17 protein-coding genes are annotated in these 18,471 nt (G+C 70.3%); 14 read left to right on the top strand and 3 right to left on the bottom strand.

All coding sequences use genetic code 11. The features are described from left to right. Nucleotides 1–335: 335 nt before the first annotated feature. The 5 genes from JJI54_RS12420 (at nucleotide 336) to JJI54_RS32700 (ending at nucleotide 6,103) form a co-directional block, all read left to right on the top strand. On the top strand, nucleotides 336–2,072 hold the full coding sequence (locus JJI54_RS12420; protein WP_203073308.1) for a hypothetical protein: 1,737 nt from the start codon (nucleotides 336–338) through the stop codon (nucleotides 2,070–2,072). A 343-nt stretch (nucleotides 2,073–2,415) separates the two neighbouring features. Then, a complete protein-coding gene (locus JJI54_RS12415) occupies nucleotides 2,416–3,921 on the top strand; it encodes an alkaline phosphatase D family protein (RefSeq protein WP_203073307.1) in 1,506 nt (501 codons plus the stop codon). Then, nucleotides 3,918–4,622, top strand: a complete 705-nt coding sequence (locus JJI54_RS12410; RefSeq protein WP_203073306.1) for a hypothetical protein — start codon at nucleotides 3,918–3,920, stop codon at nucleotides 4,620–4,622. Before JJI54_RS12415 ends, JJI54_RS12410 begins: the two co-directional genes overlap by 4 nt. A gap of 129 nt (nucleotides 4,623–4,751) precedes the next feature. Next, nucleotides 4,752–5,336 (top strand): hypothetical protein, encoded by a 585-nt coding sequence (locus JJI54_RS12405; RefSeq protein ID WP_203073305.1) that lies wholly within the window; start codon nucleotides 4,752–4,754, stop codon nucleotides 5,334–5,336. A gap of 35 nt (nucleotides 5,337–5,371) precedes the next feature. Beyond that, complete coding sequence (locus JJI54_RS32700; RefSeq protein WP_264177175.1) at nucleotides 5,372–6,103, top strand: lytic transglycosylase domain-containing protein; 732 nt, start codon at nucleotides 5,372–5,374, stop codon at nucleotides 6,101–6,103. Between the two features lie 261 nt (nucleotides 6,104–6,364). Here the strand turns inward: JJI54_RS32700 and JJI54_RS12395 are convergent, their stop codons facing one another. Then, nucleotides 6,365–6,754 carry a PH domain-containing protein gene (locus tag JJI54_RS12395; protein WP_203073304.1) on the bottom strand — a complete coding sequence of 130 codons (390 nt, stop codon included), beginning with the start codon at nucleotides 6,752–6,754 and terminating at the stop codon, nucleotides 6,365–6,367. 36 nt (nucleotides 6,755–6,790) lie between these two features. Further along, a complete protein-coding gene (locus JJI54_RS12390) occupies nucleotides 6,791–7,495 on the bottom strand; it encodes an alpha/beta fold hydrolase (protein WP_203073303.1) in 705 nt (234 codons plus the stop codon). Nucleotides 7,496–8,115: 620 nt separating this feature from the next. Here JJI54_RS12390 and JJI54_RS12385 point away from each other — a divergent pair. From JJI54_RS12385 to JJI54_RS12345, 9 genes are all read left to right on the top strand, one after another. Beyond that, nucleotides 8,116–9,756: a DEAD/DEAH box helicase gene (locus JJI54_RS12385; RefSeq protein ID WP_404817620.1), complete on the top strand. Its 1,641-nt coding sequence runs from the start codon at nucleotides 8,116–8,118 to the stop codon at nucleotides 9,754–9,756. Between the two features lie 128 nt (nucleotides 9,757–9,884). Beyond that, nucleotides 9,885–11,099 (top strand): acyl-CoA dehydrogenase, encoded by a 1,215-nt coding sequence (locus JJI54_RS12380; protein ID WP_203073301.1) that lies wholly within the window; start codon nucleotides 9,885–9,887, stop codon nucleotides 11,097–11,099. A gap of 34 nt (nucleotides 11,100–11,133) precedes the next feature. Continuing rightward, complete coding sequence (locus JJI54_RS12375; protein WP_318987492.1) at nucleotides 11,134–12,417, top strand: class I SAM-dependent RNA methyltransferase; 1,284 nt, start codon at nucleotides 11,134–11,136, stop codon at nucleotides 12,415–12,417. Nucleotides 12,418–12,523: 106 nt separating this feature from the next. Then, the gene (locus tag JJI54_RS12370; RefSeq protein ID WP_203073300.1) at nucleotides 12,524–13,504 is read left to right on the top strand and encodes an MBL fold metallo-hydrolase; all 981 of its coding nucleotides are present in this window, start codon (nucleotides 12,524–12,526) and stop codon (nucleotides 13,502–13,504) included. Nucleotides 13,505–13,517: 13 nt separating this feature from the next. Continuing rightward, a complete protein-coding gene (locus JJI54_RS12365) occupies nucleotides 13,518–14,447 on the top strand; it encodes an MBL fold metallo-hydrolase (RefSeq protein WP_203073299.1) in 930 nt (309 codons plus the stop codon). 32 nt (nucleotides 14,448–14,479) lie between these two features. Continuing rightward, the gene (locus JJI54_RS12360) at nucleotides 14,480–15,172 is read left to right on the top strand and encodes a helix-turn-helix transcriptional regulator (RefSeq protein WP_203073298.1); all 693 of its coding nucleotides are present in this window, start codon (nucleotides 14,480–14,482) and stop codon (nucleotides 15,170–15,172) included. Between the two features lie 48 nt (nucleotides 15,173–15,220). Further along, complete coding sequence (locus JJI54_RS12355; protein WP_203073297.1) at nucleotides 15,221–15,592, top strand: VOC family protein; 372 nt, start codon at nucleotides 15,221–15,223, stop codon at nucleotides 15,590–15,592. Further along, complete coding sequence (locus tag JJI54_RS12350; RefSeq protein WP_203073296.1) at nucleotides 15,592–16,005, top strand: EVE domain-containing protein; 414 nt, start codon at nucleotides 15,592–15,594, stop codon at nucleotides 16,003–16,005. Before JJI54_RS12355 ends, JJI54_RS12350 begins: the two co-directional genes overlap by 1 nt. 48 nt (nucleotides 16,006–16,053) lie before the next feature. Next, complete coding sequence (locus JJI54_RS12345; protein WP_203073290.1) at nucleotides 16,054–17,397, top strand: alpha/beta fold hydrolase; 1,344 nt, start codon at nucleotides 16,054–16,056, stop codon at nucleotides 17,395–17,397. Here JJI54_RS12345 and JJI54_RS12340 read toward each other — a convergent pair. Continuing rightward, nucleotides 17,372–18,388 carry a hydroxyacid dehydrogenase gene (locus tag JJI54_RS12340; RefSeq protein WP_203073288.1) on the bottom strand — a complete coding sequence of 339 codons (1,017 nt, stop codon included), beginning with the start codon at nucleotides 18,386–18,388 and terminating at the stop codon, nucleotides 17,372–17,374. The two genes, JJI54_RS12345 and JJI54_RS12340, sit on opposite strands and share 26 nt — an antisense overlap. Nucleotides 18,389–18,471: the final 83 nt, after the last annotated feature.

The raw sequence follows: 18,471 nt of genomic DNA, 5'->3' as shown, positions 1-18,471 counted from the left end.
GCTATGGGGACTCCGAGAAGGGCGGGGAGCGGATGTAAGTGCTGCAGCCTCGAGTTGCGCAGCCATTGATTAACCAGACACGGCGTGTCGCGGTGCCTTAACAAGACTAGCTAGAACGTCGTGATTGTTCACAGAGATCGCGCTCAGATGTCGGCGCGGTTCTTTCCTCTCGGGTACGACTTGGTGGGCCGCCCTCTCCTTTTTCGACTGCTGCCCCGGCTATCGATACAATGACGGCGCTGACCTGTTCGAGTGAAAACATCAACCCATCGCTAGACGCGCGAACTCGCGTCGTGATGTAATCCTGGGCAGTGCGTAACCGGGGGGGGGACTGAATGGTAGAGCGTACGGATGACGATCCGCTGTCAAGGCTTATAGGCCGCTGGGGCGTCTCGTATGAAATCTTTGAAAATACAGACGGTCAACTTCTGGTTGTCAAATCGAACGATGTTTCTCGGGTTATAGCAGGATCCAAGCAGAGGCTGCTTGCAGCAAATTTAGACCACGAAAGACTACAGCCAATCACGCGATCTGAAATCGAGCAACTCAGGCCCATCCAAACACATGACTATAACGGTGACATTTCTGTGGTGATTAATAGAGTGAACGAACTAATCATGAAGAGGAATTATTCAGAGGCGCCATATTATGCTGTATTTTCGGGTTCAAGAAGGGCTCATTTCAACGTTCACTCCTTACCCCGTCAACGCATTGCGAATTGCTCGGAGCAGCGGCATCTAGTCTCAGTAAGCTGCGACGGGCATTCAACGAACATTTTCTCTCCGAACTTGGACTCGGAAGACAAAAGACTGATTGAAATCTGGGCGGCGGGGCGCGAAGAACGACGAAATGCTCAGGGAGGCGCCCGCTTAAGGAGCGAATTCGAAATTCGCTCGCTTGCCTATGCCCGGCTAGCAGAAAAATTAGTGCTTTCATTTTACAGAAATGCGCTCGGACTTGAGGCAAAAGACATTTCAATCACGCAAATAAATGGGCGCGGAGATCTATGGCGGTCGTGCGACATCGAAACGGATGTGCTGATCGATGTCAAGAACGCGACGAACTCGGGATCGCGCACGCGGCATATTTTCGTCGACAAGTTTAAGATGGTAAGCGGGGAGAGTGTAGAAATTGCCGGCGTTATTTCTGCGACCCATCTTGAAGCAATAATGCGCGGCAGGGGCAAGAAGGCTCGGCAGACCGGAGAATTTCGAAAATATGCAAATCAAACCTTCCTTGGTGTCACACGGAATACTTCTCTCGAGAGCGTACAAAATGCCGTAAATTTACTGCCAGGTCGCCCACAAGAAATTCGACTTTCTTTCTATGAAAACAATCTGCCGCCCTGGGCGTTCGAATTACCTGGCGCCGGAGTGAACTACGAGCTCTTATTCTCGCTCTCAGAGCTCTTCGCACAAAAACCCGAAACCATTTTAAGTACCTCCATCGCCTGTGGTCGCCATGCGAGGACTGGAACCTACTCGCGCCTAAGCGATACTCAGAAAGATATCGTTCATAATTTTTCGACTGTAATCGTGACTTGTGGAGTTAGTAAGGCGTCAATTGCCCTGTTTACAATATCAGAATTTATTAATCGTTTATTGCTCGGACAAAACCCGACTCATTTTATTAAATTTATGCGAAAAATTGTTTATATAGAGGGCTTTAGTGACTTGGCCCAGGAAAATGATTACGATGCTTTTATTGACATTGAAGAAAGTCACTGTTTGGGGCTTTACGATCCAACGAATTCTATTCTGGATCTTTTCAACCTGCTGAGCGACTGTGCTGACTCCATTCTCGGCCAAGATATAACCTTTGTGCATTTCAATGTTCCTCATCCGCATCTGATGATCGGTCGAACGGAGCAGGGAAGATATCTGACAGTATACGCTTATTGTGGCGGCAAACTTCCCTCTGGATCGTGGTGCAGTCGCTTCCCGCTAATAATCGGCGAGCACAAGAACTGTGGCGAATGTGGCAAACTGATTTGCGACCAGTGCGATTTTTGTACCGAGGGATGCGCTCGGCCGCGGCAGCGACGAGTTGCCAAAAAATTTGCTTGCGACTGACCTTGGCTCCGGCAGTCCAGCGTTGGGTCCTTACCCGTAGGTCCGCTTCGGGTCGCAAGCAGACCCATAGTGCCTATGCCCAGTAGGCGCCCGACTCGCGTTTCTACCCGGCCACGCCGTGCGCCGGTCGTCGCCCGGGGACGCGACCGCGACGACACGCGTCGCCGCCTCAGCCAGGACCGGGACGCCCCCTACAGCGCCCCCACCTTCCTCGGCCTCTGCTGGTTCCACCGCCCCCGCGAAAACGGTGCTAAACCCGCATAATCGGCATAATCGGCTAAAGTCATAGTACTGACCCAAGCCCCGCCTTGGCGCCCGCCCCCGATCCGGGGGAGACTGCCCCATGCGCCGCCGCAGCCTCCTCCTCGCCGCCCCCGCCCTGGCCCTCTCCCTGCCGGCCCGCGCCGCGGCCGCCACGCCCTTCGCCCTCGGCGTCGCCTCCGGCGATCCCGGCCACGCCGGCTTCGTGCTCTGGACGCGGCTGATGCCCGCCCCCGGCGCCGCCCTGCCCGACCAGCCCGTGCCGGTCGAGTGGATGGTGGCGGAGGATGAGGCCTTCCGCCGCCCCGTCGCCCGCGGCCAGGCCATGGCGCTGCCGGCCGAGGCGCATTCGCTGCATGTCGAGGTCCAGGGCCTCCGCCCCGGCGCCTGGTACCACTACCGCTTCACCGCGATGGGAGAGGCCAGCCCCGCCGGCCGCGCCCGCACCGCCCCCGCGCCGGGTGCGACGGACCCGCTGACCATCGCCGTCGCCAATTGCCAGCAATACGAACACGGCTTCTACGCCGCCCACCGCCACATCGCGGCCAGCAACCCGGACCTCGTCGCCTTCCTCGGCGACTACATCTATGAGGCCAGCTGGGGCCGGAACCTGGTCCGCAGCCATGCCAGCCCCACGGCCCGGACGCTGGAGGATTACCGCGCCCGCTACGCGCTCTATCGCAGCGACCCCGACCTCCAGGCCGCCCACGCCGCCTGCCCCTGGGTCGTCACCTGGGACGACCATGAGGTCTCCAACGACTATGGGGGCGAGATCGGGGAGCGGGAGCGCGGCGCCCCCTTCCTGGCGAGGCGCGCCGCCGCCTACCAGGCCTTCTGGGAACACATGCCGCTGCCGCGATCGGCGAAACCCAACGGCGCCAGCGCCCGCATCCATCGCCGCATCGGCCTCGGCGGGCTGGCGCAGATGCATGTGCTGGATGACCGGCAATACCGCCATCCCCAGGCCTGCCAGCCCCCCGACCGCGGCGGCGCCACCCGCGTCACCTTCGACCAATGCGCCGAACTGGCGGACCCCGCCCGCAGCCTGCTGGGCGCGGAGCAGGAGGCCTGGCTCAGCGAGGGCCTGGCCCGCGAATCCGTGCGCTGGACCATCATCGCCCAGCAGACCCGCATGGCCCGCCTCGGCAGCCGTCAGACGCCCCCGGTCTATTGGACCGATGGCTGGGACGGCTACCAGCCCGCCCGCGCCCGCCTGCTCTCCCAGCTTGCGACGCGCCGGCGGGACCAGGGCACGCCGCTCGTGCTCGGCGGCGACATCCACGCCTTCCTGGCCGCCGAGCTGCGCCCGGATTTCGACCGGCCGGAGACACCCGCCTGCGCCGTCGAATTCGTCGCCACCTCCATCACCAGCCAGAACAACGCCCGCTACGCCCTGCCCTTCCCCAACGATCCGCATGTGACTTACGCCGATGCCTCCCGCCGCGGCTGGCTCTCGCTCCGCCTCACGGCGCGGGACGCGGTGGCCACGATGATGGCGCTGGACAACCCGCTCGATGCCGCCAGCGGCGCCTCGGCGCTCCAGCGCTTCGCGGTGGCGCAGGGCATGCCGCGCCTGGAGGCCGCATGATCTTCTCCCGCTCCCGCCGCTTCGTCTTCATCCACCTGCACAAGACCGGCGGCACCAGCTTCGAACAGGGCTACGAGCCCTTCGCCCGCTGGGACGACCTCATCCTCGGCTCCACGCCCCATGGCGAACAGGCGAGCACCTACTTCCAGCGCCGCTTCGGCCTCTACAAGCATTCCGGCCTGGACGAGATCGAGGCCGCGATCGGCCCGGAAACCCTCGCGGGCTTCCGCATCCTGGCCTTCGTCCGGCATCCGAAGGCGCGCATCGCCAGCCTCTACAACTTCGTGGGCGGCATCGTGCTGGGCTGGGCGGAGAAGCACGGCACCACGCTCGCCGCCATCCGGGCGGACTGGGCCACCCTCTCCGCCCAGCACGCGCAGCTCCGCTGGCCGGCCTCGCGCGCCTTCATCGAAAGCGACGATTTCAGCGGCTTCATCCGCAACCGCCACCTGCACTACGACGCCGCCTTCCGCCCCCAGGCCGCCAAGACCCGCACCGCGACCCACGTCGCGGAGGCGCTGCGGATCGAGGACATGGCCGGCAGCACCCTCCTCCAGGAGCTGGTGGACCCCGCCTTCGTCCTGCCCCACGCCAACCGCAGCGCCCGCATCCTGATCCGCTCGGCCGAGGTCACCCCGGCGGACGCCGCCTTCCTGGCCGATCACTTCCGCGAGGACATGACGGCCTTCGGCTACGACTGAGGCCCCGCGTCACAGGCGGACACGCGGGCGACACAATCGCGCCACGCGCGGGCGGCAAAGGGCGTATGGGCGCCCCGCGCAGGTTGCGTGGTGACAGGGCGGCCCGCCCTCGCCTACAGGAACACCGCCATGCCGGGACCCCGAAACCTCCTCCCCCTCGCCCTGCTCGCCCCGCTCGCGCTCGCCGCCTGCCGGCCGAGCTACTCGGCGGATGACTACGCCACCCGCGCCGTGCAGCAGATGAACCGCGTCGAACAGGCCGTCATCATCGGCGTCCGCCGCGTGACCGTGACGGCGGATGGCAATACGGGTGCCGCCACCGGCGGCGCGGCCGGCGGCATCGTCGGCGCGCAGACGCCAGGCGGGAACATGGCCAGCGCCATCGGCGCCGTCGGCGGCGCGCTGGTCGGCGGGCTGCTCGGCGCCGCCACCGAACGCGTGGCCGGCGACACCACCGCCTATGAATACATCGCGCGGAAGGAGAACGGGGAGCTCTTCACCGTCACGCAGCGGGACACCACGCCACTCGCCATCGGCCAGCGCGTGCTGATGATCGGCGGCACCCAGGCCCGCATCGTGCCGGACTACACCGCCGCCCCCGCAACCCCCCCGGCCACCACGCCCGCCCAGGCGGAAGCGCCCCCCGCCGCCACGCCGCCGGCCGAGCCCCCCGCCGCCGAAGCCCCGCGCCCGCCGGCCGAACCCATCCTGTAGCGCCCCCCTGGCACGGGGCTTGCCCCCGGCCAGGCATGAAGCGCCTCCTCCTCCTCGCCCTGCTCCTGCCCCTGCCGGCCGCGGCCGAACCCGGGCGCCTCTGCCGCGGCGCCATCCAGGCCGCGGAACGCGCCGCGGGCATCCCGGCCCACCTGCTCAGCGCCATCGGCCGCGTTGAATCCGGCCGGCGAGACCCCGAGACCGGCGCCTTCCACCCCTGGCCCTGGACCATCAACGCCGAAGGCCGCGGGCAATTCTTCACCACCAAGGCGGCAGCGATTGCCGAGGTGCAGGCACTCCAGGCCCGAGGCGTCCGCTCCATCGACGTGGGCTGCATGCAGATCAACCTGCGCCACCACCCCAACGCCTTCGCCAATCTGGACGAAGCCTTCGACCCCACCGCCAACGCCACCTACGCCGCCCGCTTCCTGACGGAACTGCAGGCCGCCCGCGGCGGAGACTGGCAACGCGCCGCCGCCGCCTACCACAGCCAGACCCCGGAATTCGCCGAACCCTACCGCGCCCGGGTCCTCGCCGCCTGGGCGACCGAACAAGGCAACCCCCACCCGCCCGTCCCCGCCCCGACCGTGACCGCCGCCACCATCGCCCAACCCGGCGGCGGCGGCGCCTTCCTCTCCAACAACGCCGACCGCGCCACCACCCTGACCAACACCAACACCCCCGGCCGCGGCCTCGACGCCTACCGCGGCATGCCGGTCCCCATCGCGAGCCGCACCCCACCCCGGCTGGCGCTCATCGGACGGTAGCAGGCAGCGCCCGTGGCCGCGGAGAGGGGCTGCGCGCCCCTCTCCGCACCTCTCCCGCGCCAGGAGGCAGCGGCCTCCTGGACCGCGAGATTATCGGTGGATGGAGGGAGGGGCATGGGACGCGCGTCGGACATGCGGTCGCGCGGTGCCCCTCCCTCCATCCACCGATCTCATGGGTTCCCAAGGGCCGCCGGGCCCTTGGCGGGGAAGGGGTTACGGGGAAGGGGCGGAGCCCTTTCCCCGGGCCACCAGCGCCACCCGCTACCCGTCGATGTTCGTCGCCGATCGCGGGCGGGCCGATTGGTTCCAGGCCTGGCGGATGGCTTCGGAGACGGCGATGGGGTCGGGCACGCCGCGGAGCGTGTGGCGTTCCTCGGTGCGGCCTTCGGTGGCCTTGATGACGACGTCGCCGATGCCGAGCAGGCGGTGCCAGAGGGGTTGGGTCGTGACCACGTCGCGGATGCGGAAGACTTCGACGTCGTCGCGCACCTTGGTCAGGAAGCCGCTTTCGATGATGACGCGTTCGGTCGTCACCTGGATGCGTTGCCGGCCCAGGAAGGGCAGGCCGAGGCAGAGGATGGCGATGGTCCCGCGGACCAGGCCGTAGGACCGCTTGGTTTCGCGGGTGACGAGGATGTCGGTCTCGGCCATGGGGATCTCCGTTGTGGCCGCGAATCTAGGGGCCCTTCAGGCCCGCAGCCAGTCCCGCATCGCGGCGGTGACGGCGGCGGGTTCTTCCATCGTCGGCAGGTGTCCGGCGCCGGCGATGCGGGCCAGGGTGGCGCCCGGGATGCCGGCGGCGATCTCCTCCGCCAGGTGGGGTGGTGTCAGCGCGTCATGTTCGCCCACCACGACCAGGGTGGGCACGGCGATGCGGGGCAGGTCGGGGCGGCTGTCGGGGCGCTTGAGGATGGCGCGCTGCTGCCGGTGGAAGGCGGCGCGGCCGACGCGTTCCGCCATGGCCGTGACCTCGGCGCCGAGGGGGGTCGAGAGGTTGTGGGGGGCGAGCAGGGTCGGCAGCAGCCGGGGCGTCACGCCGCGGAACATGCCGGATTCGGACAGCGCCAGCAGGGCGCGGCGGCGGCGGGATTGTTCCTCCGTGTCGGGCCGGGCGGAGGTGTCCATCAGCGCCAGGCGGGCGATGCGCCCGGGGGCCTGGCGCATGATCTCCAGCGCCACGTAGCCGCCCATGGAAAGGCCCGCGATGGCCAGGTCCTGCGCCTCGCCCACCGCGGCCAGGGCGCGCCGTGCCATGGCGGGCAGGTTGTCGTCATGCGTCAGGTCGGCGACCACGCAGCGCCATCCGGCGCCGAGCGCGGCGGCCTGGTCGCGCCACAGCCGGGCATCGCAGAGCAGGCCGGGCAGCAGCAGGAGCGTGGGCTGGTCGGTCATGCCGGGGCTGCTAGGCGCTGCGTGCTGGGCTCGCAAGCCGTCCCGCCTTGATTTCCGCGCGTTTCCGGCGCATATGGCCGTCGTCCCGCCCGGCCCCGCCGTTTGCGCCCCTTGCGCCAGCGGGGCATCCCCACCCGAAGACGGGCCTCGGCTTGAAGCCGGGGCACGCCAAGGTGTCGGGCTGGTCCGAGGCAGACAGAGAACCAATCACGTTGAGCGATCACAGCGACGCGACCGTAACGGGCGCGGCCGATCCCGGACACAAGGACACCGCCACGGCTGCGCCGGAGGCGGTTGTCGCGGTTGAGGCAGCGGCCGCCGCGCCGACCGAGCCCGAGCCCGCCCCCATCCTGGCCGAAGCCCCGGCGGCGGAGCCCTCCGCGCCGGTCGAGGCCACCGCCGGCGACGATGCCGCGGCCCGGGAGGATGACCGGGACGATGATGGTCGCGAGGAGGATGATCGCGACGACGACGACCGGGAGGATGACGACCGGGACGACGACGAGGACGAGGACGATCCCCGCAGCGAGGCCGAGCGCGCCTATGACGAGCAGGATCCCGAGGAGCCGGCCCGCACCACCTTCGCCGATCTCGGCCTGTCGGAGCCCATCCTCCGCGCGGTGACCGAATCCGGCTACCTGCACCCGACGCCGATCCAGGAAGCCGCGATCCCGATCGTGCTGATGGGGCGGGACGTGCTGGGCTGCGCGCAGACCGGCACGGGCAAGACCGCCAGCTTCACGCTGCCGATGCTCGACATCCTGGCGGGGTCGCGCGCCAAGGCGCGCATGCCGCGCAGCCTGATCCTGGAGCCGACGCGCGAGCTGGCGCTGCAGGTGGCCGAGAACTTCGTGAAGTACGGCAAGCACCTGAACCTCACGCACGCCCTGCTGATCGGCGGCGAGAGCATGAACGAGCAGCGCGACGTGCTCGACAAGGGCGTCGATGTGCTGATCGCGACGCCGGGGCGGCTGCTCGACCTGTTCGATCGCGGCCGCATCCTGCTGGCGGATTGCAAGGTCCTCGTGATCGACGAGGCCGACCGCATGCTGGACATGGGCTTCATCCCGGATGTGGAGCGCATCGTCTCCCTCCTGCCCCGGATGCGGCAGACGCTGTTCTTCAGCGCCACCATGGCGCCGGAGATCCGCCGCCTGGCCGATGCCTTCCTGCAGAACCCGAAGGAGATCACCGTCAGCGCCCCCGCGACGGTGGCCACCACCATCACGACCGGCCTGGTCTGGGTGCGGGACATGGACAAGCGGGAGGCGCTGCGCCGCCTCCTGCGGCGGGAGGCGGTGCAGAACGCGCTGATCTTCTGCAACCGCAAGATCGACGTGGACATCCTCTACAAGTCGCTGAAGCGCCACGGCTTCTCGGTCGGCGCCCTGCACGGGGACCTCGACCAGTCCACCCGCTTCGCGACGCTCAACAAGTTCAAGGCGAATGAGCTGCAGCTGCTGGTGTGCAGCGATGTCGCGGCGCGTGGCCTCGACATCGGCGGGCTCAGCCACGTCTTCAACTTCGACGTGCCCTTCCATGCGGAGGATTATGTCCACCGCATCGGCCGCACCGGCCGCGCCGGGCGGGAAGGCCATGCCTATTCGCTGGCGGCGCCGGAGGATGCGCGCTCCGTCGCGGCGATCGAGAAGCTGACGGGCAAGCCGATCCCGCGCATGGAGATCGACGGGCTCGACCCCGTCTCCGCCGAGGAGATCGCCGAGGGCGCCAAGGCCAAGCGTGGCCGCGGCGGCCGGCCGGCACCCGGTGGCCGCGATGGCGGCCGGGGCGGGCGCGATGGGGGCCGGGACCGCGGGCGCGACCGTGGCGGCCGCGAGGGCGGCCGTGACCGGGGCGGGCGCGATCACGATCGCGGGCGCCGCCCGCCGGTCGAGACCATCGAGACGGCGGCGGATGACGTGCCGCTGCGCGAGGCCCGCCCGCCGCGCGGCCCCCGCCGGGATGAGGCCCACCGTGACGAGGCGCCCCGCGACCGCGCCCCGCGCGAGGGCCGGCGTGACGATCGCGGCCCGCGCCGCGATGGCCGCCCGGGCCGCGACCTGCCGCCGCGCGAGGAGATGCAGAGCTACGCCGCGCGGCGCGAGGAATTCCGCCGCGAGCGGCGCGAGGACCGGGAGGCCGGCCCCTCGCCGCGCGGCTTCGGCGATGCCGTGCCCGCCTTCATGCTGCTGCCCCTGCCCCGCCCGAAGCGGGACAGCGCACCGGAAACCGATCCGGGTCCGGACGCGGAAGCGGCCTGATCCCGCGAAGGGGGCGCCTCGGCGCCCCTTTTTGCTTCCACGCGCCGGTTGCCGGATGCCGGCACCCGCGCCAGATTGCAGCCGATACCAGCCGAGGCCCGCCCACCCGCCGGAGCCAGGAGAAAGCCATGAACGTCGTCACTCCCGTCACCACCCCGAAGAAGTCCAGCACCGCCCCCTTCACCTGGGACGATCCGCTGCTGCTGGATGAGGTGCTGACCGAGGATGAGCGGATGATCCGCGACGCGGCCCGCCAGTTCTGCCAGGAGAAGCTGCAGCCCCGCGTCCTGATGGCCTTCCGGAACGAGAGCTTCGACCGGGAGATCATGAACGAGTTCGGCGAGATGGGCTTCCTGGGCGCGACGCTCGATGGCTATGGCTGCGCCGGCGTCTCCTACGTCGCCTATGGGCTGATGGCCCGCGAAGTCGAGCGCGTGGACAGCGGCTACCGCTCCGCCTTCTCCGTGCAGTCCTCGCTCGTGATGTTCCCGATCCATGCCTATGGGTCGGAGGCGCAGAAGCAGAAGTTCCTGCCGAAGCTGCGCACCGGCGAATGGGTCGGCTGCTTCGGCCTGACGGAGCCCGATGCGGGGTCCGACCCCTCCTCCATGCGCACCCGCGCGAAGAAGGTGGATGGCGGCTACCTCGTCAGCGGTTCCAAGACCTGGATCACCAACTCCCCCATCGCCGATGTCGCCGTGGTCTGGGCGAAGGATGACGAGGGCGTGCTGCGCGGCTTCCTGCTGGAGCGCGGCATGAAGGGCCTGACCTTCCCGAAGATCGAGGGCAAGTTCTCGCTCCGCGCCTCCGTCACCGGCATGATCATGATGGATGAGGTCTTCGTCCCGGAGGAGAACCGCCTGCCGGGCGTGAAGTCCCTGGCAGGCCCCTTCTCCTGCCTCAACCGCGCGCGCTACGGCATCGCCTGGGGCGCCATGGGCGCCGCCGAGTTCTGCTGGCACGCCGCGCGCGACTACACGATGGGCCGCAAGATGTTCGGCCGCCCACTGGCCCAGACGCAGCTGGTGCAGAAGAAGCTGGCCGACATGCAGACGGAGATCACGCTCGGCCTGCACGCCGTGCTGCGCGTCGGCCGGCTGTTCGACGAGCACAAGGCGGCGCCGGAGATGATCAGCCTGGTGAAGCGCAACAATTGCGGCAAGGCGCTGGATATCGCCCGCGTCGCGCGCGACATGCATGGCGGCAACGGGATCGTCGACGAGTATCACGTCATCCGCCACATGGTGAACCTGGAGACGGTGAACACCTATGAGGGCACGCATGACGTCCATGCGCTGATCCTCGGCCGCGCCCAGACCGGGCTGAACGCCTTCGGCGGCTGAACGAGAGCCCCGGCGTCGGGGCCAGGATGACCCCGTGCCCGACGCCACCTCGATCACCCAGCGCCTGACCGTCACGCGCCTCGGCTCCGCCGGGGATGGCGTGGCGGAAACGCCGCAGGGCCCCGTCTTCATCGCCGGCACCCTGCCTGGGGAGGCGGTGCTGGCCGATCTCGGCCCGCGGCGCGGGGATGGCATCGCGGCCACGCTGGCCGCGGTGGAGACACCGAGCCCCGACCGCGTCCCACCCCCCTGCCCCCATTTCCTGGTGGAATGCGGCGCCTGCGCGCTGCAGCACATGGCGCTGCCCGCCTACCACGCCTGGAAGCGCGACCGCCTGGTGGAGGCGATGGCGCGGGCGGGCATGGCGGTGGAGGTCGCGCCCCTGGTCGCGGCACCGCCCGGCACGCGGCGGCGGGCGGACCTCGCGCTGCGGCGCGTGCCGCATGGGGTGGCGCTCGGCTTCCACCAGCGCGGCGCCAGCGCCATCGCGGACCTCTCCACCTGCCATGTGCTGGACCCGCGCCTGGTGGCGCTGTTCCGGCCGCTGCGGGAAGTGCTGAAGCGGCTCGGCGCGCTGAAGCGGGAAGGCTCGGCGGTGCTGAACCTGCTCGACAGCGGGCCCGACCTGCTGCTGCGCACCGATGGGCCGCTGGACGCGGCGCAGCGCGCCATCCTGGCCGCCTTCGGCATCGCGCATGGCATCCCCCGCATTGCCTGGGCGCGGGGCGACGGCGTGATGGAGACGGCGGCGCAGGCCGGCCCCGTGCACCTGATGCTGGGCGGCGTGAAGGTGGCGCCGCCGCCCGGCGCCTTCCTGCAGGCGGCGCCGGAGGGCGAGGCCGGCATCGTCGCCGCGGTGTGCGCCGCGCTGCCGCGCAAGCTCTCCCCCAAGGCGCGGATCGCGGACCTCTATGCGGGGATCGGCACGCTCTCCTTCCCGCTGGCCGCCACCCATCGCGTCGCGGCCTATGAGGGGGAGGCGGGCGCCGTGGCGGCGCTGGATGCCGCCGCGCGCAAGGCGGGCGGGCGGGTGGAGGCGGTGAAGCGGGACCTGGCCTATCGCCCGCTGCTGCCGGCGGAACTCGATGCCTTCGGGGTGGTGGTCCTGGACCCCCCCTACAATGGCGCGGTGGAACAGGTGGCGCAGATCGCGCGCAGCAAGGTCCGGCACGCCATCTACGTCTCCTGCAACCCGGTCGCGCTGGCGCGCGATGCGGCGGTGCTGGGCCGCGCGGGGTTCACGGCGGTCTCCGCCGTGCCGGTGGACCAGTTCCCCTGGTCGCCGCACCTGGAATCGGTCGTCGCCTTCGCGCGCTGAGCGCGCCCCCCGCGAAAGATGCTTGCGCCAGGGGCGCGCTTGGGGGTTGCATCCCGCGCCCGCCGCCCAACGTCGCGGCGAGCCAACCGTCCCGGAGGGAAGAAGCATGATCCGCAGGTCCATTGTCATGGGGGCGGCCGCCGCCCTGGCCGCGCCGGCGCTGCTGCGCGCGACGCCCGCCCTGGCCCAGGCCCCGGCGGCGCCGGCACCGCTGGCCCAGGCGCCCGGCTTCTTCCGCTTCCGGCTGGGGTCGCGGACCGTGACCATGCTGCATGACGGCAGCCGCGCCATCCCGCTGAATGCGGGCTTCGTGCGCAACGCGTCCCTGGAAGACGTGCAGCGCGTGCTGGCGGAGAGCTTCCTGCCCACCGACACCTTCCGCATCCCCTTCACCCTGACCTGCGTGGAGACGCCGAACGGCCTGGTGCTGTTCGACACCGGCAACGGCCCCTCCGGCCCCAATGCCCCGGTCGGGCTGCTGACGGCGAACATGCGCGCGGCGGGGCTGGACCCGGCCCGCGTGACCACGGTGGTGTTCAGCCATTTCCACGGCGACCACGTGAACGGCCTGCTCAACGCCGATGGCACCCCCGCCTTCCCGAATGCGGAGCTGGTGGTGCCGGCGCCGGAATGGGCCTGGTGGATGGATGGCGGGAACGAGACGCGCAGCCCCGAATTCCAGCGCGCCAACTTCGCCAACAGCCAGCGCCGCTTCGGCCCCTACGAGGGCAAGGTGCGGCAGATCGCCCCGGGGGCGGAGGTGCTGCCAGGCATCACCAGCATCGCCGCGCATGGCCACACGCCGGGCCACACCATCTACCGGATCTCGGACGGCAACGAGCAGCTGGTCTTCCTGGCCGACATCACCAACCGGCCGGAAGTCTTTGCCCGCCGCCCCGATTTCCACCTGGTCTTCGACTTCGACGCGCAGATGGCGGAAGCCACGCGCCGCCGCGTCTTCGACATGGTCTCCACGGACCGCATCCGCGTCACCGGCTACCACTTCCCCTTCCCCTCCACCGGCTTCATGGCGAAGGAGGGCAATGGCTATCGCTTCGTGCCGGCCGACTGGGCGGCGGCGGGCTGAGGGAGACGCGACCATGATGATCGATCGTCGCGGCCTGCTGGCCGCCGGTGCCGGCCTCGCGCTTGCCCCCACCCTCGCCCCGTCTGCCGCCCAGGCGCAGGCGCCGACCTTCCACCGCGTGGCGGTGGGGGGGCTGGAGGCCTTCATCGTCACGGATGGCTCCGTGGTGCGCGCCGATGCCACCCAGGGCTTCGTGCTGAACGCCACCCCCGCCCAGGTGGCCGCCACCATGCAGGCCGCCGGCATGCAGGGCACGGCGCTGGACAATCCCTTCAACGTCACGGTGGTGCGGACGCCGCGCGGCCTCATCATGCTGGATGTCGGGCGCGGCGCGCCGGGCAGCACCATGCTGGCCAATATGCGCGCGGCGGGGCTCGACCCCGCGCAGGTCATCCTGGTGGTGCACACGCATTTCCATGGCGACCATATCGGCGGGCTCACGGATGCGCAGGGCCAGGCGCTGTTCCCCAATGCGCCGGTGCTGGTGCCGGCGCGGGAATGGGCCTTCTGGACCGATGCGGGGGAGGAATCCCGCGCCTCCGAAGCGCGGCGCCCCGGCTTCGCCAATGTGCGGCAGAAATTCGCCCCCTATCGCGACCGCGTGCAGACCTTCGAGCCGGGTGCCCAGGTGGCGCCGGGCATCACCGCCATCGCGACCAACGGGCATTCGCCCGGCCATGCCTCCTTCCTGATCGCGGATGGGCGGGACCAGCTGCTGGTGATCGGCGACGCGGTCAACGCGCCCGCCTTCTTCATGACCAACCCGGAATGGCATCCCGTCTTCGACATGGACGCCACCCAGGCCGTGGAGACGCGCCGGCGCCTGCTGGACCAGGCGGCGACGGACCGGGTGCCGGTGGTGGGCTACCACTTCCCCATGCCCGCCACGGGCCGGGTGGAGCGCGCGGGCACGGGCTATCGCCTGGTGCCGTCCAACGCGTGACGTGATGGCGGCGGTCCGGTAAGGCCGCCGCCATGTCCCGCAGCGCCCGGCTCCTCGACCTGCTGCAGGCGCTGCGGCGCCGGCGCCACCCCGTGCGCGGGCAGGCGCTGGCGGAGGAGCTGGCCGTCTCGCTGCGCACCCTCTACCGCGACATCGCCACGCTCCAGGCGCAGGGCGCGGCGATCGAGGGCGAGGCCGGCATCGGCTACGTCCTCCGCCCCGGCTTCACCCTGCCGCCGCTGATGTTCGGGGAGGAGGAGGTGGAGGCGCTGGTGCTCGGCGCGCGCTGGGTGATGGAACAGGGCGACCCGGCGCTGCGGCGCGGGGCGGAGGATTCCCTCGCCAAGATCGGCGCCGTGCTGCCCCCCGCGATGCGCGACAGGCTGGAGCAGAACGGCCTGCTGATCGGCCCCACCCTGGCCGCCCCCGCCAGCCCCGGCCTGCCGCTGATCCGCCAGGCGATCCGGGAGGAGACGATCCTCGCCATCGCCTATCGCGACGGGGCGGGTCAGGAGACGCGGCGGCGCCTCTGGCCCTTCGCGCTCGGCTTCTTCGAGAGGGTCCGCGTGCTGCTGGCGTGGTGCGAGCTGCGCCAGGACCTGCGTAGCTTCCGCATCGACCGCATCGCGAGCCTGGAGGCGACCGGCCAGCGCTACCCCCGCCGCCGCGCCGCCCTGCTGCGGGAGTGGAAGGCGCGGGAGGGGATCGCTGCTGACAGGAACTGACAGCGCGGGCGCGTAGCAAGGGGTCATCGCCAACCAGGGACGGACCCCATGCCCGAGATCAGCTTCAGCATCCTCTATGTCGAGGACACCGCCCGCAGCGCCGCCTTCTACGCGGCCGCGCTGGGCCGCCCGCCGGTCGAGGCCTCCCCGGGCTTCGCCATGATCCCGGCCGGGCCCGGCCATATGCTCGGCCTCTGGCGCCGCGCCGGCGTGGTGCCGGCGGCGGAGGGCACCGGCGGCGGGGAGCTTTGCGTGACGCTGCCCGACGCCGCCGCCGTCACCGCCTGCCACGCCGAGTGGGCGGCGCGGGGGGTTCCGATGGCGCTGCCGCCCAGCACGCTCGATTTCGGCTTCGGCTTCGTGGCGCTGGACCCGGATGGGCACCGGCTGCGGGTCTTCACGCCGGGGGGTGCCGCCTGATGGCCGCCTGGATCGGGGTCTCCAGCGCCAACCATGTCGCGCGCGGGGTCGCGGGCGGTTTTCTCCAGCTCTGCCACGGGAAGGCGGGCCCCGTGCGGCGGCTGCGGCCGGGCGACCGCATCGCCTACTACGCGCCCACCGCCACCTTCGGGCTCAAGGACACGCTGCGCGCCTTCGTCGCCATGGGCACCGTCGCGCCAGGCGATCCCTGGCAGGCGGAGATGGCGCCGGGCTTCCTGCCCTGGCGCCGTGCCGTGGCCTGGGCGCCGTCGCGGCAGGCGCCGGCCGCGCCGCTGTTGCCGCATCTCAGCGTGGCGCGGGATGGCGGCTGGGGCGCGCGGCTGCGCTTCGGCCTGGTGCCGATCACCGACGCGGACTGGGACGTGATCGCGGCCGCCATGGCGCCGGCGTGATGGGAGGGGCGTTCCAACGGGCGGCAGGCTTCGCTACCCTTCCGCCCAATGGAAACGTCCCGACGCACCCTTCTTCTCGCCGCCGGCGCGCTGCCGCTGGCCGCGCCTCGCCTGGCCCGCGCGCAGGCCCTGCCCCCGCCGATCCTCTTCGTGCATGGCAATGGCGACCATGCGGCGCTGTGGCTCACCACGCTCTGGCGCTTCGAATCCAACGGCTATCCGCAGGACCGCCTGCTGGCCGTGGACATGCCGGACCCGCTGGCGCGGGACGATGACGCAGTGCCCCAGGCGGGCCGCAGCGGCAGCGCGGAGCAGACGGCGCGCCTGGCCGCCTTTGTCGCCGAGTTCCGCGCGCGGCATGGCGGCGCGCGGATCGCCCTCGTCGGCAATTCCCGCGGCGGCTACCCGATCCGCGACTTCGTCGTGCACCAGGGCGGCAGCGACGCCGTCTCCCACGCCGTGCTCTGCGGCACGCCGAATCGCGGCGTCTATGACTGGCCGGAGATCCGGAACCGCGAGTTCAACAGCCAGTCCGACTTCCTGCGCCGCTTGAACGGCGGCACCACCGACGTCGTCCCCGGCACCGCCTTCCTGACCATCCGCAGCGCCTGGAACGACGTCTTCGCCCAGCCCCGCGCCATCTGGTCCACGACGCCCGACCGGCCGACCGGCACCGATGTGGACGGGCCGGAGCTGCGCGGCGCCACCAACCTGGTGCTGGGCGCGCTGGACCACCGGGAGGTCGCCTACCACGCCCGCGCCTTCGCCAAGATTTTTTCCTGGATCACCGGCCGCGCCCCCATGCGGCTGTCCGTCGAACCCGAGGCGCGGCCGGTGTTGGACGGGCGCGTCACCAACACCGCGGGCGGCGTCACCAACCGCCCCGTCGCGGGCGCCACCGTCGAAGTCTTCCGGGTCTCGCCGGAGACGGGCGAGCGCATGGGCGAGGCCCTCCATCGCCGCGTGACGGAGGAGGATGGGAAGTGGGGCGGCGTGCCGGTCGGGCCGGACTGGACGCTGGAGTTCGTCGTCGCCGCGCCGCGCCACCCCATCACCCACATCTATCGCGGCCCCTTCCCGCGCGGCTCCACCGTGGTGAACCTGCGCCCCGCCCGCGCGCCGACCCAGGCGGAGCGCGATGGCGGCGGTGGCGTGGTGCTGTTCCAGCGCACCCGCGGCTATTTCGGCATCCCGCGCGACGCCATCCTGCTGGATGGCCGCGTGCCGCCGGAACTGCGCCCCGGCGTCGCCATCTCGGCGCTGGCCACGCGGCAGATCCCCGGCGCCGAACTCGGCAGGCCCGTGGTCGGGATCTTCAACGAGGAACGAATCGTCTCCCGCGCCTGGCCGGCGGCGGAGAACCGGATCACGCTGGCGGAGCTGACCTGGTAAGGACCTGGGGGTTCACCACCGCATCGGCCGGCGGCGTGCGGCCGAGCAGGATGTCGAGCAGGTGGCGCGCCGCCGTCTCCGCAGTCGCGGCGCGGGCAACCGTGGTGGCGGCGCCGACATGCGGGCTCAGGATGGCGTTGGGCAGGCCGAGCAGCGGGTTGTCCCGCGGCGGGGGCTCCTGCGTCAGCACATCGATGCCCGCCCCCCAGATGCGGCCTTCCCGCAGCACCTCGGCCAGCGCGGCTTCGTCCACCAGGCCGCCACGGCCGGTATTCACCAGGATCGCCTCCTTCCCCATCAGCGCGAGTTCCCCGGCGCCGATCAGGTTGCGGGAGGTCTCGGTCAGCGGGATGTGCAGCGACAGCACGTCGCAGCCGCGGATCAGCTCGTGCAGCGTCGCGGCGCGCGTCACCGGCGCGATGTCGCCGGCCTTGTGGAGGTTGGGGCTCCAGGCGGAGACCCGCATGCCGAAGGCCTGGGCCAGCGCCGCGACCTTCTGCGCGATGCGCCCATAGCCGACCAGGCCGAGCCGCCGCCCGCGCAGTTCAAGGCCGAGCCGCGCCCGGTCCCACCCGCCGGCCTGGATGGCCGTGTTGTGGCGCGCGATGTTGCGCGCCACCACCAGCATCAGCCCCATCGCGTATTCCGCGACGGATTGCGAATTGGCGCCGACCGCCGTCAGCACCGGGATGCCCTGCGCCGTGGCCGCCGCCATGTCGATGTTGTCGTAGCCTACCGCCGCGCGGCTGATGACGCGCAGCGTCGGGCAGCTGCGCATCGCCGCGCCGCCGATCGGGATGATGCGGGAGATCACGCCATCGAAGGGGATGGTCGCCAGCAGGCGCTCCACCTCCGCCCGGCCATTCGCCGCGGTGACGACGCCGCTGCCATCCGGCGTCAGCACATGCACCTGGCAACCCGCTTCCTCCAGCAGGCCGAGGCCGGGCTGGTCGAGATGGGTGTGGGTGACGAGAACCTGGAAGCGGGCCATGTCCCCTCCTCGCGCTTCGGCCCGTCGCGGTCAATACGCGCCCGGCGTTCCGCCTGTGACGCCGAACCCGCCATCGGCGCAAG

Origin of the sequence: Falsiroseomonas ponticola (assembly GCF_016805305.1) — a bacterium.
GTDB lineage: Bacteria > Pseudomonadota > Alphaproteobacteria > Acetobacterales > Acetobacteraceae > Falsiroseomonas > Falsiroseomonas ponticola.
Note: the sequence above shows the minus strand (reverse complement) of the source record. Positions and strands in the feature narration are given on the sequence as shown.

Coding starts and splice junctions, on each gene's coding strand:
- JJI54_RS12420 (WP_203073308.1), top strand. CDS start 336: ATGGTAGAGCGTACGGATGACGATCCGCTGTCAAGGCTTATAGGCCGC.
- JJI54_RS12415 (WP_203073307.1), top strand. CDS start 2,416: ATGCGCCGCCGCAGCCTCCTCCTCGCCGCCCCCGCCCTGGCCCTCTCC.
- JJI54_RS12410 (WP_203073306.1), top strand. CDS start 3,918: ATGATCTTCTCCCGCTCCCGCCGCTTCGTCTTCATCCACCTGCACAAG.
- JJI54_RS12405 (WP_203073305.1), top strand. CDS start 4,752: ATGCCGGGACCCCGAAACCTCCTCCCCCTCGCCCTGCTCGCCCCGCTC.
- JJI54_RS32700 (WP_264177175.1), top strand. CDS start 5,372: ATGAAGCGCCTCCTCCTCCTCGCCCTGCTCCTGCCCCTGCCGGCCGCG.
- JJI54_RS12395 (WP_203073304.1), bottom strand. CDS start 6,754: ATGGCCGAGACCGACATCCTCGTCACCCGCGAAACCAAGCGGTCCTAC.
- JJI54_RS12390 (WP_203073303.1), bottom strand. CDS start 7,495: ATGACCGACCAGCCCACGCTCCTGCTGCTGCCCGGCCTGCTCTGCGAT.
- JJI54_RS12380 (WP_203073301.1), top strand. CDS start 9,885: ATGAACGTCGTCACTCCCGTCACCACCCCGAAGAAGTCCAGCACCGCC.
- JJI54_RS12370 (WP_203073300.1), top strand. CDS start 12,524: ATGATCCGCAGGTCCATTGTCATGGGGGCGGCCGCCGCCCTGGCCGCG.
- JJI54_RS12365 (WP_203073299.1), top strand. CDS start 13,518: ATGATGATCGATCGTCGCGGCCTGCTGGCCGCCGGTGCCGGCCTCGCG.
- JJI54_RS12360 (WP_203073298.1), top strand. CDS start 14,480: ATGTCCCGCAGCGCCCGGCTCCTCGACCTGCTGCAGGCGCTGCGGCGC.
- JJI54_RS12355 (WP_203073297.1), top strand. CDS start 15,221: ATGCCCGAGATCAGCTTCAGCATCCTCTATGTCGAGGACACCGCCCGC.
- JJI54_RS12350 (WP_203073296.1), top strand. CDS start 15,592: ATGGCCGCCTGGATCGGGGTCTCCAGCGCCAACCATGTCGCGCGCGGG.
- JJI54_RS12345 (WP_203073290.1), top strand. CDS start 16,054: ATGGAAACGTCCCGACGCACCCTTCTTCTCGCCGCCGGCGCGCTGCCG.
- JJI54_RS12340 (WP_203073288.1), bottom strand. CDS start 18,388: ATGGCCCGCTTCCAGGTTCTCGTCACCCACACCCATCTCGACCAGCCC.